General features: G+C 58.2%; 15 protein-coding genes and 1 pseudogene. 6 read left to right on the top strand and 10 right to left on the bottom strand.

Annotated elements, in window-relative coordinates; all coding sequences use genetic code 11:
• Positions 1 to 17: 17 nt before the first annotated feature.
• Positions 18 to 443, bottom strand: coding sequence for a YybH family protein (locus tag NQL71_RS08325; RefSeq protein WP_046816586.1), 426 nt, complete (start codon positions 441 to 443; stop codon positions 18 to 20).
• Positions 444 to 583: 140 nt separating this feature from the next.
• On the opposite strand from NQL71_RS08325, the gene NQL71_RS08330 reads away from it, so the two are divergent.
• Complete coding sequence (locus NQL71_RS08330) at positions 584 to 1,069, top strand: GNAT family N-acetyltransferase (protein WP_046816585.1); 486 nt, start codon at positions 584 to 586, stop codon at positions 1,067 to 1,069.
• A gap of 36 nt (positions 1,070 to 1,105) precedes the next feature.
• On the opposite strand, the gene NQL71_RS08335 is transcribed toward NQL71_RS08330, so the two are convergent.
• The 3 genes from NQL71_RS08335 to NQL71_RS08345 form a co-directional block, all read right to left on the bottom strand.
• Positions 1,106 to 1,594 (bottom strand): GNAT family N-acetyltransferase, encoded by a 489-nt coding sequence (locus NQL71_RS08335; RefSeq protein WP_274642516.1) that lies wholly within the window; start codon positions 1,592 to 1,594, stop codon positions 1,106 to 1,108.
• A gap of 98 nt (positions 1,595 to 1,692) precedes the next feature.
• On the bottom strand, positions 1,693 to 2,178 hold the full coding sequence (locus NQL71_RS08340; protein ID WP_077184354.1) for a GyrI-like domain-containing protein: 486 nt from the start codon (positions 2,176 to 2,178) through the stop codon (positions 1,693 to 1,695).
• 68 nt (positions 2,179 to 2,246) lie between these two features.
• Entirely contained in the window at positions 2,247 to 2,909 is a 663-nt protein-coding gene (locus NQL71_RS08345) for a LysE family translocator (protein ID WP_077184357.1), read from the bottom strand.
• A gap of 139 nt (positions 2,910 to 3,048) precedes the next feature.
• Here NQL71_RS08345 and alaC point away from each other — a divergent pair, with 139 nt between their 5' ends.
• Positions 3,049 to 4,266 (top strand): alanine transaminase, encoded by a 1,218-nt coding sequence (gene alaC, locus NQL71_RS08350; RefSeq protein WP_274642517.1) that lies wholly within the window; start codon positions 3,049 to 3,051, stop codon positions 4,264 to 4,266.
• A gap of 90 nt (positions 4,267 to 4,356) precedes the next feature.
• Here the strand turns inward: alaC and NQL71_RS08355 are convergent, their stop codons facing one another.
• Both NQL71_RS08355 and NQL71_RS08360 read right to left on the bottom strand, forming a co-directional pair.
• On the bottom strand, positions 4,357 to 5,709 hold the full coding sequence (locus tag NQL71_RS08355) for a GntP family permease (protein ID WP_046816580.1): 1,353 nt from the start codon (positions 5,707 to 5,709) through the stop codon (positions 4,357 to 4,359).
• A gap of 81 nt (positions 5,710 to 5,790) precedes the next feature.
• Complete coding sequence (locus NQL71_RS08360; protein ID WP_046816579.1) at positions 5,791 to 6,324, bottom strand: gluconokinase; 534 nt, start codon at positions 6,322 to 6,324, stop codon at positions 5,791 to 5,793.
• A gap of 215 nt (positions 6,325 to 6,539) precedes the next feature.
• Here NQL71_RS08360 and gntR point away from each other — a divergent pair, with 215 nt between their 5' ends.
• On the top strand, positions 6,540 to 7,571 hold the full coding sequence (gene gntR / locus NQL71_RS08365) for an HTH-type transcriptional regulator GntR (RefSeq protein WP_046816578.1): 1,032 nt from the start codon (positions 6,540 to 6,542) through the stop codon (positions 7,569 to 7,571).
• A 153-nt stretch (positions 7,572 to 7,724) separates the two neighbouring features.
• On the opposite strand, the gene NQL71_RS08370 is transcribed toward gntR, so the two are convergent.
• On the bottom strand, positions 7,725 to 9,020 hold the full coding sequence (locus NQL71_RS08370) for an SLC13 family permease (RefSeq protein WP_046816577.1): 1,296 nt from the start codon (positions 9,018 to 9,020) through the stop codon (positions 7,725 to 7,727).
• A 152-nt stretch (positions 9,021 to 9,172) separates the two neighbouring features.
• On the opposite strand from NQL71_RS08370, the gene NQL71_RS08375 reads away from it, so the two are divergent.
• From NQL71_RS08375 to NQL71_RS08385, 3 genes are all read left to right on the top strand, one after another.
• Complete coding sequence (locus NQL71_RS08375; protein WP_046816576.1) at positions 9,173 to 10,060, top strand: LysR family transcriptional regulator; 888 nt, start codon at positions 9,173 to 9,175, stop codon at positions 10,058 to 10,060.
• Between the two features lie 137 nt (positions 10,061 to 10,197).
• Complete coding sequence (locus NQL71_RS08380) at positions 10,198 to 10,836, top strand: glutathione S-transferase family protein (protein ID WP_077184371.1); 639 nt, start codon at positions 10,198 to 10,200, stop codon at positions 10,834 to 10,836.
• A gap of 169 nt (positions 10,837 to 11,005) precedes the next feature.
• Positions 11,006 to 11,542 carry a hypothetical protein gene (locus tag NQL71_RS08385; protein ID WP_166618500.1) on the top strand — a complete coding sequence of 179 codons (537 nt, stop codon included), beginning with the start codon at positions 11,006 to 11,008 and terminating at the stop codon, positions 11,540 to 11,542.
• A gap of 92 nt (positions 11,543 to 11,634) precedes the next feature.
• Here the strand turns inward: NQL71_RS08385 and NQL71_RS36750 are convergent, their stop codons facing one another.
• The 3 genes and pseudogenes from NQL71_RS36750 to NQL71_RS08395 form a co-directional block, all read right to left on the bottom strand.
• A complete protein-coding gene (locus NQL71_RS36750; protein WP_425520679.1) occupies positions 11,635 to 12,174 on the bottom strand; it encodes a methyl-accepting chemotaxis protein in 540 nt (179 codons plus the stop codon).
• A gap of 6 nt (positions 12,175 to 12,180) precedes the next feature.
• Positions 12,181 to 12,975 (bottom strand): annotated as a pseudogene (locus NQL71_RS36755) (PAS domain-containing protein); the annotation flags it as partial.
• A 409-nt stretch (positions 12,976 to 13,384) separates the two neighbouring features.
• On the bottom strand, positions 13,385 to 14,044 hold the full coding sequence (locus NQL71_RS08395) for a peptidase inhibitor family I36 protein (protein ID WP_166618502.1): 660 nt from the start codon (positions 14,042 to 14,044) through the stop codon (positions 13,385 to 13,387).
• Positions 14,045 to 14,166 lie beyond the last annotated feature (122 nt).

The following is a 14,166-nucleotide window of genomic DNA, read 5'->3' on the forward strand; positions in this document are numbered from 1 at the left end:
GCACGGCTTGCCGACGATCAGGGTTCCAGGTTGAACAAGGTCGTGCCGCTCATCATGTCGAATGGCGCCGACCAGTGTTCGTGGACGATGCGCCATTGCCCGGCCTCGCGCCGATAGCAGGCGGTTACGCGCATCCAGCAGGCCTGGGTTTCGCCCTTCTCGTTGGTGCCGCCGCAATGGGCCAGCCAGTGGGCGAAAGCGATGTGTTCATCGGCGACGATGTTCATATGTTCGAAGTCAAACTTGTGTTGGCCCTGGCACATTTCCATGCATTCGAGCCAATGCGCGCGGTAGGCTGCCTTGCCGCGAAATTGCAGGGCTTTGACGGCGTCGTAGGAGACAATGTTGTCGGCGTAAAGGGCCATGATTCTGTCGACGTCCTTGGAGATGACAGCCTCACGGTAGGTGGCGATCAGGGTCTGGATTTCGTGGGTAGCGCTCATCGTGGTTCTCCGTGGTTTTTACTGGAAGACACCCTTAGTCGTCCGACGATCCGCCAGATCGACAGTCGAAATAAAAATAATCCACAAGCGCAAACTCGCTAGAATCCGAGGCTCATTTCGGTTGGAAAAAGGACACTCCAGTGACAACCCGACTCGTGCCTTACGAAAGCCTGAACGCGTTGCAGCGCCAGCAGGTCGAGGCCATCGAAGTACACCCGGAACAAATCAGGTTTTGCGGCGACATTCACGGTGCATTGCACACCCTGCTATCCAGGCCGGGCCCCGGCGTCAAAGGGTTTACCTTGCTGGCCGAAGACATGCCTGTCGCATTCCTGCTGCTCAAGCGCCCACCGGTATTGCCCGCCTGGGCTGACGAGCACAGCGCCACGCTGCATGCGTTGCAGGTCGATCAGCGCGCCCAGGGCAAAGGGTATGGCAAGGCCTGCCTGCAAGCGCTACCCGAAGTGGCGCGCCTGGCGTGGCCGGAAATCAGGGGGCTGGAATTGTCGGTGGATGCCGACAACGACACTGCCATTGCGCTGTATGCCAGGTATGGTTTTGTCGACAGTGGCGAAGCGTACAAGGGGCGGATCGGCTATGAGCGGCGGATGAGCCTGAGATTCTGAGTCTGACGACAATCCAATGTGGGATCTGCGTCGGGTTCAGAGGTTCAGGGTCATTTCGTGCCAGGCCATCCCGCCATGATCCGACGCCGATGGCTTGACGTAGGCGAAGCCAAAGCCTGCGTACAACGGAATATGCCGCTCCTTGCACATCAGGTTGATGCTGGCCTTGCCCATCGTGCGCATGCGCTCGATGAACTCGCCCATCAGGCGCTTCGCCAGGCCCAGGCCCTGATAATCCGGGTACACGACCACCGACATGATCACCACGTGGGGTCCGGCCGGGTCGTGGCCGATGAGTTCCTTGAACGCCTCGTCGGACATTTCCACCTGGAACGCCGCGCCGGAATTGATGAAACCGGCAACCACGTCGTCCACTTGCGCGACGATGAAACCTTCGGGCCAGGTGGCGATGCGAGTGGCGATTTTCTCCCGGGTCGCGGCTTCGTCACCTTCATAGGCAAGGGTTTCGATGGCGTAGCAGCGGTCCAGGTCAGCAGGCGTGACATTACGGATGAGGGTGTTCATGACGGCTCGGAATCGGCGAGGGAAAGGCCGTGGATGATAAATCAGCCTCGGCGCGACATCGAGAGACGAATCGGCTGACCCGTCTCTCGATGTACTGGTCACACCTTGATCGGCAACCAGAGTTCCAGCGTGCCGGTATTGAGCTTGGGGTTGAAGTCTTCGCTGTAGCGTTCGAATTCCGGGGCGTTCAACAGCTCGCGGCCGGACTGCGGCAGCCAGGTGCCATGGATGTACTGGAAGGTTTGCGGCAGGGTGTCCAGCGAACCTTTGTGTTCGAACACCACATATTGCTGCGGCAGGACCTCGACCCAGCGGTAGGTATCCGGCAAATCATCCAGCTTGCTGATCTCGACGCCTGCAATGTAATCAAAGCCGCCCTTGCCGTCGAAATTGCAGCAGACGCCGTAGGTCACTTCGCCTTTTTGCCCAGGAACATTGCCGATATGGGGAATGAATTTTTCCCATAGCTCGGGAATGCCTGTCACGGTTTGCTGGGTAAATTGTTCGCCAAGCCCTGCAATCAGCAGGAAGTGCCCGTGTTCGAAGCGTGGTTCCGTCACTTCGACGCGTGTTTTCTCGTCCATGACTCGACTCCTGGAAGGTAAAAAGTGGGTTCGGCTGGGAGTATAGAAGCCAAACCCGATTCGCCCAGTTACAGGGTGTGCAACGGCGGGGCGGCACCGGAACCGACAAACTCGTTGTAGCCCGATAGGATCACGTACACTGCGAAATAACAGAAGATCGCCGCTGATGCCAGGTAGGAATAGCGCAGCAACTTGTCGCCGAGCAACTTGCCCCCGTGGCTTGCCGCGAAACACAGGCCTGCGGACCACAGCAGCCCGGCGCAAAGGAATCCACCGAGAAACAATGCCGAGCTGAGCGCTCCACCGCCGCCGGAACGGGCGATCAGCGTGCCGCCTACCGCGGCGAACCAGAGAATGGCACTGGGCGACGACATGGCGAGAAAAATCCCACGGAAAAACTCCTTGCGATGGGAGTTGTGGCCGACCTCGGCGGTTTCGGCCAACAGCGCCTCATGGTGGATCGCCGAGTAAATCATCTTCGCCGCAAAATACACCAGCAACGCCGAACCACCGATCCACAACACCCAACGCACGGTTTCGTATTGCAACAACACGGTCATGCCGGCCAGCGCCAGCACCGCGTAGATCAGGTCGCCGACGCAGGTGCCCAAGCCCAGGGCAAAGCCTTGAAAATAGCCGCGCTGCATGGCCAAGGTGATCATTGCGATGTTGGCCACGCCGATGTCCAGGCACAGCGACAGGCTTAACAGGAAGCCACTGGTAAATTCCATCGAACCCTTTCCTTCACAAAATTTTGTTTACCTTGAGGCTGGACATTCTGCCACGCCAGATCGTACATTCCGCCACAGGCCACCGCAGTGGCCAGCGTCGCTCGGACGGTTCCGGGCGCTTACGTTATCCGAGGCAACAATGGCCGAACAAGGTTCGCCGCGCCGCTTTGCGCGCATAGATCGACTCCCCCCCTACGTTTTCAACATCACTGCCGAGCTGAAGATGGCCGCCCGTCGTCGTGGCGAAGACATCATCGACTTGAGCATGGGTAACCCTGACGGCGCCACGCCGCCGCACATCGTCGAAAAACTGGTCACTGTCGCCCAGCGCGAAGACACCCATGGCTACTCCACGTCCAAGGGCATTCCGCGCCTGCGCCGGGCGATTTCCAACTGGTACAAGGATCGCTACGCGGTCGACATCGACCCGGAAACCGAAGCCATCGTCACCATCGGTTCCAAGGAAGGCCTGGCGCACCTGATGCTGGCCACCCTCGACCAGGGCGACACCGTGCTGGTGCCCAACCCGAGCTACCCGATCCACATCTACGGTGCCGTGATTGCCGGCGCCCAGGTGCGCTCGGTGCCGCTGGTGCCGGGCGTGGACTTTTTCGCTGAACTGGAACGGGCCATCCGCGGCTCGATCCCGAAACCGAAGATGATGATCCTCGGTTTCCCGTCCAACCCCACCGCCCAGTGCGTGGAGCTCGACTTCTTCGAGCGGGTGATCGCCCTCGCCAAGCAGTACGACGTGCTGGTGGTGCACGACCTGGCCTACGCCGACATCGTCTACGACGGCTGGAAAGCCCCGTCGATCATGCAGGTGCCCGGCGCCAAGGACATCGCGGTGGAGTTTTTCACCCTGTCCAAGAGCTACAACATGGCAGGCTGGCGCATCGGCTTCATGGTCGGCAACCCGGAACTGGTCAACGCCCTGGCGCGGATCAAGAGTTACCACGACTACGGCACCTTCACCCCGCTGCAAGTGGCGGCCATTGCCGCGCTGGAAGGCGATCAGCAATGTGTGCTCGACATCGCCGAACAGTATCGGCAGCGCCGCAACGTACTGGTCAAAGGCCTGCATGAACTGGGCTGGATGGTGGAAAACCCGAAAGCGTCGATGTACGTCTGGGCCAAGATTCCCGAGGCTTACGCGCACCTGGGTTCGCTGGAGTTCGCCAAGAAACTGCTGGCCGAAGCCAAGGTTTGCGTCTCACCGGGCGTCGGGTTTGGCGAGTACGGCGATGATCACGTGCGCTTCGCCCTGATCGAAAACCAGGACCGGATTCGTCAGGCGGTACGCGGGATTCGCGGGATGTTCCGGGCGGATGGGTTAGCCCCGAAAACCAACGCCTGAAACAAAACCCATACTGGATCTCGTTCATCCTGAGATCATCACCCACAAAAAAACCGCATCGCTGCGGTTTTTTTGTGCCTGGCGAATCGCTTAGACGAACAGCGACAACAACAGGATAAAGCCCAGGCCCACCACCGACAGGATGGTTTCCATCGCCGTCCAGGTCTTGAAGGTTTCGGCCACGGTCATGTTGAAGTACTGCTTGACCAGCCAGAAACCGGCGTCGTTGACGTGGGACAGAATCAGGGAACCTGCACCGGTGGCCAGCACCAGCAGCTCACGGTTGACCCCCGGAATCATCCCCACCACCGGCACCACGATGCCCGCGCCGGTAATGGTTGCCACGGTCGCCGAACCGGTCGCGATGCGGATCACCGCCGCCACCAGCCAGGCCAGCAGGATCGGCGAGATCTGCGCATTGACCGCCATGTGGCCGATCACGTCACCCACACCACTGGTCACCAGCATCTGCTTGAAGCCACCACCGGCACCGATGATCAGAATGATTGCGGCGGTTGGTGCGAGGCTCGCATCCAGCCATTTCATCATTTGGCTGGAACCGATGCCCTGCTTGTAGCCGAAGGTATACAGAGACAGCAGCAATGCCAGCAGCAACGCCGAAATCGGGTGACCGATCAGGTCCATGAAGGCGCGGAAGATGTTGCCGTCGGGCAGCACCACGTCGGCAAACGTCTTGAGCAGCATCAGGAACACCGGCAGCAGCACGGTCACCAGGGTGATGCCGAAGCTCGGCAGTTCAGCCGTATCGGTTTCGCGGGCCAGTTGATCCACCAGCTCCTGGTTCGGATGACCAGGAATGTGCTTGGCAATGAAGGTACCGTAGATAGGGCCCGCGATGATGGCCGTCGGCAGCGCAACGATCAGGCCGTACAGAATGGTTTTACCGATGTCGGCACCGAACACGCCGATGGCCAGCAACGGACCCGGGTGCGGCGGCACCAGGCCGTGGACGGCGGAGAGTCCGGCCAGCAGCGGGATACCGATCTTGATGATCGACACGCCAGTGCGACGGGCGACGATGAACACCAGCGGAATCAGGAGCACGAAGCCGATTTCGAAGAACAACGGGATACCGACCAGGAAGGCCGCAAACATCATTGCCCACTGCACCTTGTCCTTGCCGAAGGCGCGGATCAAGGTCTGGGCGATCTGGTCCGCCCCGCCCGACTCAGCCATCATTTTGCCGAGCATGGTCCCCAGCGCGAGGATGATGCCGACGAAACCGAGCACGCCGCCAAAGCCGTCCTGGAACGCCTTGATGATGGTGCCGATCGGCATGCCGGAGGTCAGCCCGAGGAAGGCGGCGGCGATGATCAGGGCCAGAAAGGGGTGCAACTTGAACTTGGTGATCAGGACGATAAGCCCGATCACCGTGACCACTGCGTCGAGCAGAAGGAACGTCTCGTGGGACATGCCAAACATTAGGGGTGTCTCCTGGTTGTTGTTGTTATTAAAGCGGGTTAATCAGTAGTCGCGCGGACAGCGCTGTCTTTGCAAGCACGCTCATACCGCCTGCTTCAGGCCGTTGGCCTGCCACCAGGTGTGGGCTTGAGCGGCCAATTCTTCAACGCTGTAGATCGAGGCATTGAGCGCCAGTGTCAGCGGCTCGCCCTTGGGAGACTCGAGGGTGGCGAACTGACTTTCGATCAAGGTGGCCGGCATGAAATGACCCGGGCGATGGGAGACGCGTGCGGCGGCGACTTCCGGGGTCAACTCCAGGAACACGAAGCCCAGGCCCGGCAAGGCGCTGCGCAGGCGCTCGCGGTAAATATGCTTGAGCGCCGAGCAGGTCAGCACAGGGCGTTGGCCCTTGGCATCGATGCGGCGCAGTTCATCGCACAGGCTGTCGAGCCAGCCGGCGCGGTCTTCATCGTTCAGGGGGGTTCCCGCGCTCATCTTTTCGATATTGGCGGCAGGGTGGAAAGAGTCGCCTTCAATGGCAGTGGCGCCGCTCAGTTGGCACAGGGCCTCGCTGACGCACGTCTTGCCGCAACCGGCAACGCCCATGATGACCAGGGCGGTGATGGGATGATTCATGTAACACCTCAGCGCGCAGACAGCGCTACCTTTGCCAGTTATGACACCAGACCAAAAGCAGAAGTTGCCGACGCCTTTCTTGTCATTTTGTGGGTTGCAGCATGTGTGTCCCCAACGCCAAAAAGCGAGGATCAGGCGAACCCCCGCTCACGCATTTGCAGCTGCATCGAGACAGCGCTACCTTAGTGCCTTGAATTTTGTTTGGCAAGCCGTCGATGACTCCAACTAAAAACGATAAAAATACCCGCACCACTGGCCGCCCTACGCTGAACGAAGTGGCACGCCTGGCCGGTGTCAGTCCGATTACCGCCTCCCGCGCCCTGCGCGGGGTCAGCACGGTGGCCACTGAACTGGTGGAAAAAGTCCAGAAAGCCGCGCTGGAACTCAACTACGTGGTCAACCCCGCAGCCCGTGCCCTGGCCTCGGCGCAGAGCCATTCGGTGGTGGTGTTGGTGCCCTCCCTGTCCAACCTGCTGTTCATCGACACCCTGGAAGCCATTCATCAGGTCCTGCGCCCCAAGGGCTTCGAAGTGCTGATCGGCAACTTCCATTACTCGCGCGACGAAGAAGAAAACCTGCTGCGCAACTACATGGCCTATCAGCCTCGCGGCTTGCTGCTGACCGGTTTCGACCGCACCGAAAGTTCGCGGCGGATGATCGAAGCCAGCAATATCCCATGTGTGTACATGATGGAACTGGACAGCGCTGCCGGTCTCAATTGCGTTGGCTTTTCGCAACTGGCGGCCGGCGAAACGGCGGCCGAGCACTTGCTCTCGCGCGGGCGCAAACGCCTGGCGTACATCGGCGCACAGCTCGATCAACGCACCTTGCTGCGCGGTGAGGGTTTCCGCAAGGCCCTGAAAAAGGCCGGCCTGTACGACCCGGACCTGGAAGTGCTGACCCCGCGCTCCTCCTCCGTCGGCCTGGGTGGCGAACTGTTCCTGCAACTGCTGGCCAGCCACCCGGACGTCGATGCGATCTTCTTCGGCAACGACGACCTGGCCCAGGGCGCCCTGCTCGAAGCCATGCGCTGCGGGATCAAGATCCCCGAACAGGTGGCGATCCTGGGTTTCAACGATTTGCCGATGTCCGAACACATGGTCCCGCGCCTGAGCAGCATCAACACACCGCGCGAAGCCATCGGCCGTCGCGCGGCGGAGCAGATGCTGACGCTGATGGCCGGTAATACCGTGGCCAGACCGGTACAGGACATGGGGTTTGAGTTGAAGGTGCGCGAGAGTACTTAAAGGCACGTTCGGCGACACGGATTAAGAATGGTCCGTGTCTGCCGCTTCAGAATCAGTAGCCAGGATAATGAATCATTGGCAGGAGTAAGTACTGGCAGCCATTCTAGCGAGATCGACTTTGGTTATTCGGTTAACCTGTAACGTGCTTCAGGGTCAGGGTAACCAACCCAGAAAGACGAACCATCCATAATTGATGGGAACCAATACAACAAAGGTAATGAGTGCAAGCGCAAGACTCAATCGTAAAGCTGCCATGAAAGGGATTCTTCCCATTTCAATGGCGAGAACAATCGGTGAGGCTTGGTAGGGCAGGAGCGGTGTTGAAAACCCGATGACCTGAATCATCAGAACACTTAATAAAGGCAACCCGGATGCAGTGGCTAACGACTGCGCCAGGGGAGTAAATAGGGCTGGCACTCCGTTCGCTGTGACCACAAAGTTGAGCAGCGTGGAAAACCCTACGATCAAGGCGTAACTGCTGAACGGTGAGGACGGATCCAACGGTGCGATAGCCAGTAGTTCATTTCCTATAAAGGTTCCCAGTCCGCTTTGTCCTACAAGTGCAGCGAGGCCGAGGATTGCTGCAACATACACCGCGGTCCGATGATTTACCTCTTGACCAAATTCGTCACTGGATACAAAGCCGACTCGTGGAAGCAGGCATAAGCAAGCTGCCACGAGACCGACCCAAGCAGGAGAAACTCCGTGCAAGGAATCGGTAAGCCAGAGTCCCAGGGTCATCAGCAAGAGAACGCCTAATCTCTTTTCCTCAGGACTCAAAGGACGAGTGGGTTCCACTTCTATGCTTTTTTCCACCTTATCCGGAAATAACCAGACAACACATGCACACAGTGCAGCCCCCTTCAGAATGCCAAGTACGGGTGCATGTAGTATCAGATACGGCAGATAAGAGAGTTGAATCCCGTACGTGGTATCGATCGACCCGGCCATAACAAGATTTGGAACATTCGCTGGCAGAATGGATGCCGAAAGTTGGAAGGTGCCAAAGCCGACAGCGAGTGAAAGCCCTATACGCCCTGGACGTTTCTCCCTGAAACCCACTCGATCAGCAAGCGCCAGTACGATCGGCATTAGAAGTGCAATACGTCCCATGTTAGAAGGCATAACAAAGGCAAGCATGTAAGTGAGGCCGACTATGCCAGCGACCATTTGCGGGTAAGACCTGGAAAGATGGACCGCGAGTACCCTGGCAAATCTAGAGGCCAATCCCGTTTTACGAATAGCAATCCCGATGACATAGCCGCTAATGACGAGCCAGAATGCAGCAGAGGTAAAACCGGAGAAGATCAAGGAAGCGGGAGCGACATGGAGGATCATCGCAACCGCGAAAAACAAAAGTGCAGTCAAGTACTCCGGAAGTCTACGTGTTGCCCATAGCAAGATTGTCACAGCGACCAGTCCGGCAACTATTATCAGTTGAGCATCCATATTACTTTCCTATGTTCTGCGGCTTCGGTTCACGGACGTATTCGTCCTGATCGAACCACCGACTGCACTTTTAGCGTAGGAGAAGCATGGCGGCGGAAAAATAAAATGTCTAATATTTAGAAAATCCAGAATCAGTATCTTTGGAGTCCTAATTGGAACTCAGGCACTTACGTTATTTCGTCGTCACGGCCCAAGCTGAAAACTTCACACGAGCAGCCGAACAACTTGGAATCGCCCAGCCCCCGCTTGGACAGCAGATACGTGATTTGGAGGATGAAATCGGTACGCCGCTTTTCCACCGTGTAGGACGCGGCGTCGTACTCAGCGACGCAGGCAAGGCATTCCTGGTATCAGCACGAGACATTCTTGCACGTGCCGAGGACGCCCAAAAAAATGCGCGCCGCGTTGCGCGAGGTGAGGTCGGCTCATTGAACCTGGGATTTACCGAATCCGCCTCGTTTAACGATACGGTCACCGGTTTGATCAGGCGGTATCAGCAACAGCACCCCAAGGTTGAGGTCAACCTTGAAGAGAACAATAGCGAATCACTCATTTCCAGACTCGGCCGTGGAGAAATTGACGCCGCGTTTGTGAGGCCTCCGTTTGCCATGGGCGGCGATATTGATTTCATCACCCTGTCCGAAGAACCCCTTATTGTTGTCCTGCCAGATGGCCACCCATTAACGTCGTACCAGCGACTGTCCCTCGCTGATTTACGGCAGGAGAACTTCATCCTGTATTCGCGCAAATCCGGTTATGGACTGAGTGCGGATATCGTGGCTGCCTGTCGGCAGAGTGGTTTCAATCCGATCATCCGTCAGCAGGCTCCCCAACTATCGTCCGCTGTTAACCTGGTATCAGCGGGGATGGGTATTGCGGTCGTACCCGCATCGATGCAGCGAATTCAACGCGATGGCCTGCACTACAGAGCGCTTGGGCTTGATTGGCCCAAGGCTATACTTGGGTTGGCCACACGAACGGCGAACCGGTCAACCCTGGTCGAAGACCTGATTAGTTCGACGAGAATCGAGTCTTCCTAATTGATTGTCCATTGTGGTTAAGGAGTTCCCTCCCTCACCACTGCTGCGTGCTATTGCTGCGCAAACCAAGATCAAAGGATCGCAGCCTGCGGTAGCTCCTACACTTGAATATACGCCACTCTCGCTGGAGTCGTTCCATGGAACACACACTGAAGATTCTGGGAAAAGCCTCGTCGATCAACGTCAGGAAGGTCCTGTGGACCTGTGAGGAACTGGGCCTTTCCTATGAACGCGAGGATTGGGGCAGCGGTTTTGCCTCGACCCACAGCCCCGAGTTCCTGCGGTACAACCCCAACGCACAGGTACCGGTGATCATCGATGATGCCGGTGTGCTGTGGGAGTCAAACACCATTTGCCGCTACCTGAGCGCCAGGCACCAGCACCACCATACGGAGCTGCTGCCCAGCGATCCGGCCGCGCGCGCCCGGGTGGAGCAGTGGATGGACTGGCAGGCCACCGATCTCAATTCGTCCTGGAGCTACGCGTTCATGGCGCTGGTGCGCAAGGATCCGGAATTCCAGGAAGCCCATCGCATCGAAGTCGGCGTACGCGGCTGGAACCAGAAGATGGCCATTCTCGAACATCAGCTCGCGACCACCCAGGCCTATGTCGCCGGGGCAAAATTCAGCGTGGCCGACATTGTCATTGGGCTCTCGGTCAACCGCTGGCTGATGACGCCCATGGAGCGGCCCGACTATTCGGCCGTCGACGAGTATTTCAAGCGCCTGGCGCAACACCCGGGCTTCCTCAAACACTGCTGTAATGGCCTGCCTTGATTAGTCATGCCTTGCAAACCCTTGCCGCCCGACGGCAAGGGTTGACCGCAGCCTGTGGGTCAGCTGTCGGTTGTAAAGTCTCAACTTATTGATATTGAAGGAATTTATTGTATAGGCATACTCTTTGCTCAATGCACTGCACCGCCAATACCTACAAGGTCTGCCTATCATGTTGGTCAGTGCAAAATTGAACCTGGTAACGCCCCTCCCCAAACGCCCCGGTGAAGACTCGGTCGCCGAAGCCGCCGCCGGCCTGCAAAGCGTCATGACCCAGGCCCTGCAAAACAACGTGCAGGCGCAGACCACGCAAGCCAGCACGCAGGTCGAGGAATCCGCCACGCAACTGGCCACGCAACAAGTGAGCGAAGCCAGCCGGATCAGCGACAACGTCGATGAAGCGTTCGCCAAGACCCGCGTGGGCCTGCAAGCGACCACTGCGCCACTGCCTGACGAGGTCAAGGACAGGATTGGCGATGGCTCGGCGACGTCCGCATTCAAGGACTACATGAGCAAGACCCCGGAACAGCGCATGCGCGATGCGATCCTGGAGGAGATGGGGTTGACCCAGGAGCAGATCGATCAGATGCCGCCGGAGAAACAACAAGCCATCGGCGAGGAAATAGCCGAGCGCCTGCTGGACAAGGCGAAGCTGGCTCAAACCGAGAAAGCCCAATACAGTGGTGAAATCACCCAGCAACAAATGTAGGAGCCGGCTTGCCGGCGAAGGCGGCCTTGAACCTTTGATCGATCTTCTGGACGCCTTCGCTGGCAAGCCAGCTCCTACAGGAGAGGTGCCGGTCAGTTCAACTGCAAGGTCGAGTTGAACTGGCTGATCGCGTCCACCACATGCCGCGAGCCCTGCTGGATCTCGAGGATCACCTCCCCCGCCTCGTTCGCCAGTTCCACGCCCAGTCCGGTTCGACTCAGGCTCGACTGCATGCTCGACACCGCACTCAATGACAGGTCGTGGTTCTTGCGCACCACATCGACGATTTCCAGGGTGGCCTGGCTGGTGCGTGCGGCCAGGCTGCGCACTTCATCGGCCACCACGGCAAACCCTCGCCCATGTTCGCCGGCGCGGGCCGCTTCGATGGCGGCGTTGAGCGCCAACAGGTTGGTCTGGTCGGCAATGCCGCGGATGGTCTGGACGATCGAGCCGATGATCTCCGACTGCTTGTTCACCGCGTCGATGCTCAGCGCCGCCTGGTTCAGGTCCTTGGAAATGTCCTGGATGATCTGCACCGTCTGCTGCACCACCTCGGAGCCCTTGCGCGCGCAGGCGTCGTTTTGCACCGAGGTGCTGTGGGCCGAGTCCGCGGCGGTTTGCAGGGTGGTCATCTGTTGGGTGATGTCGCTGGCGAACTTGACCACCTTGTACAGGCGACCCTTGGCGTCGAACAACGGGTTGTAGGAGGCCTCAAGGAATATCGTCTGGCCCTGCTTGTTCTTGCGCTCGAAACGATGGGAATGATATTCGCCTCGGTTGAGTGAGGCCCAGAAGTTCTTGTAGCCCTGGGACTCTGCTTCGGCGCGATGGCAGAACATGCTGTGATGCTGCCCGACGATTTCATTGAGCGAGTACTGCGTGGTTTTCAGGAAGTTGTCGTTTGCCGTGATCACTCGGCCTTCGGGGGTGAACTCGATTACGGCCATGGAGCGGCCAAGGGCGGCGAGCCTGCTTTGGTTTTCGTGGTCCTGGTTGACTCGGGCGGTAATGTCGGTGGCCACCTTGATCACGCTGCGCACCTGGCGGTCGGGACCCAACACCGGCATGTAGCTGGCTTCGAGCCAGATCTCCTTGCCGCTCTTGTTCAAGCGCTGGAAGGTGCCGCTGATCGGCTCGCCCCGTGCGAGATCGCGCCACAATTTGGCGTACTCCTCACTGCGGTAGAACGCCTCCTCGCAGAATATCCGGTGATGTTTGCCGCGCACTTCTTCGCCGCTGTAACCCATGGCTTTGCAAAAATTCTCATTGGCCTCGATCACGATGCCATCGGGGGTGAATTCAATCATAGCCATGGACCGACTGACAGCCGCCAGCTTGGCGTTGGCTTCGGTCAGCGCGCAGCTGAAACGTTCGATTTCCAGCAGGTCAGCCTTGTGATGCAGGTTAAACATGGTCGTATCACCTATGCGCATTCATGAAAGTTGCCGGTCTTTCAAAATCCACCACTACGTTCAATAGAACAGGTACACGCGTTCCTCCAACGAGGAGGAATCAATCAGGTGATAGGTGATGTTCGATCGGAGAGGTCCTTAACACGCCACTCTCATCAAGACATCCTTCTCTTGATAGCCCGGGGTCGGGCCAGCCCTAACGTGCTCATAAGCGAACTCCATTTCCGGATAACGTCCTGCAAGTGTGTCGGTGCCTTGGGTTGCGCACTCTGGCAGCTTGGCTCGATGGACCACATACGCCGATAACGATCGATATGGTTAATTAGGGCTCAGCATAGACACCGGCTTTGGGCTTGCAAGGCCACTAGTCGGCCAGCATTGAGGACAAAAACGGTTCAGCAGCTGCAGGTCTGGGTGCCAGCTGATGCATTCACTGGGCAAACAACATGAACATGGGGGCAAACGCGATGCTCACGACCCGGGCGTTATGCTCGGTCAATCGGTTCTGGGCCTTGATCTCCGTCCAGGAGTCAATGATGCGCACATCGTCGGGAAGACTGAACGGACAACAGCCCCTGCCCAGGATCACCTCCCTGATATTGCTCATCACCATGTTGCCCCTGGCGCCAGGTCCATCGACACCGAAGATCTTCACTGAGTGGGCCTTATTGTTGTGCTGCCAGGAGACGACCTGGGCGTTCATATCGTAGTCGGACAGATTGACCGGGCGGCTTCTCGCGGTGCTGAGCAAGGACAATTTCCTGCCAGCGAAATCCGCAGCGGTCCAGAGACACACGTAACCGTAATCGCAGGCGCTATCCGACTGACCTGCGTCGCCGGGTACCGGGAAGGTCAGCACGGCGGCACCGTTGTCGTAAGTCACTTGAGTCGCACTGACTTGATGCCCGCCAGACTTATGAATGAGTTGTCGGTCAATTTGCTGCTGCACCTCGGCTTTTTGTTCAACCGTCATGGGCGGTTCAAACAACGTATAGGGGCTGCGCTTGACCGTCGCCTGCTTCGCCGAAAAGAGCAGTGCGCCGACACCGAGACAGATTGCCACGAAGCTAACCAGCCATTTGCTGTTCATGTAGAGACTCCGTGCGCCTGGAACGCTGAAGACAGCGTGAGCAGGAAACCAGAGTCCGTTCGACACAATTGATTGTCTACTGTCAGAACTAACAGGGTCGACGGATGGCGCCATCGGGCCGA

Source organism: Pseudomonas serbica, assembly GCF_028823535.1.
In the GTDB taxonomy this organism is placed as follows: domain Bacteria; phylum Pseudomonadota; class Gammaproteobacteria; order Pseudomonadales; family Pseudomonadaceae; genus Aquipseudomonas; species Aquipseudomonas serbica.

What these genes read in the sequence shown, in the direction of transcription:
- NQL71_RS08325 (WP_046816586.1), bottom strand. Translation starts at nt 443, where the DNA reads ATGAGCGCTACCCACGAAATCCAGACCCTGATCGCCACCTACCGTGAG.
- NQL71_RS08335 (WP_274642516.1), bottom strand. Translation starts at nt 1,594, where the DNA reads ATGAACACCCTCATCCGTAATGTCACGCCTGCTGACCTGGACCGCTGC.
- NQL71_RS08340 (WP_077184354.1), bottom strand. Translation starts at nt 2,178, where the DNA reads ATGGACGAGAAAACACGCGTCGAAGTGACGGAACCACGCTTCGAACAC.
- NQL71_RS08345 (WP_077184357.1), bottom strand. Translation starts at nt 2,909, where the DNA reads ATGGAATTTACCAGTGGCTTCCTGTTAAGCCTGTCGCTGTGCCTGGAC.
- alaC (WP_274642517.1), top strand. Translation starts at nt 3,049, where the DNA reads ATGGCCGAACAAGGTTCGCCGCGCCGCTTTGCGCGCATAGATCGACTC.
- NQL71_RS08355 (WP_046816580.1), bottom strand. Translation starts at nt 5,709, where the DNA reads ATGTTTGGCATGTCCCACGAGACGTTCCTTCTGCTCGACGCAGTGGTC.
- NQL71_RS08360 (WP_046816579.1), bottom strand. Translation starts at nt 6,324, where the DNA reads ATGAATCATCCCATCACCGCCCTGGTCATCATGGGCGTTGCCGGTTGC.
- gntR (WP_046816578.1), top strand. Translation starts at nt 6,540, where the DNA reads ATGACTCCAACTAAAAACGATAAAAATACCCGCACCACTGGCCGCCCT.
- NQL71_RS08370 (WP_046816577.1), bottom strand. Translation starts at nt 9,020, where the DNA reads ATGGATGCTCAACTGATAATAGTTGCCGGACTGGTCGCTGTGACAATC.
- NQL71_RS08380 (WP_077184371.1), top strand. Translation starts at nt 10,198, where the DNA reads ATGGAACACACACTGAAGATTCTGGGAAAAGCCTCGTCGATCAACGTC.
- NQL71_RS08385 (WP_166618500.1), top strand. Translation starts at nt 11,006, where the DNA reads ATGTTGGTCAGTGCAAAATTGAACCTGGTAACGCCCCTCCCCAAACGC.
- NQL71_RS36750 (WP_425520679.1), bottom strand. Translation starts at nt 12,174, where the DNA reads ATGACCACCCTGCAAACCGCCGCGGACTCGGCCCACAGCACCTCGGTG.
- NQL71_RS08395 (WP_166618502.1), bottom strand. Translation starts at nt 14,044, where the DNA reads ATGAACAGCAAATGGCTGGTTAGCTTCGTGGCAATCTGTCTCGGTGTC.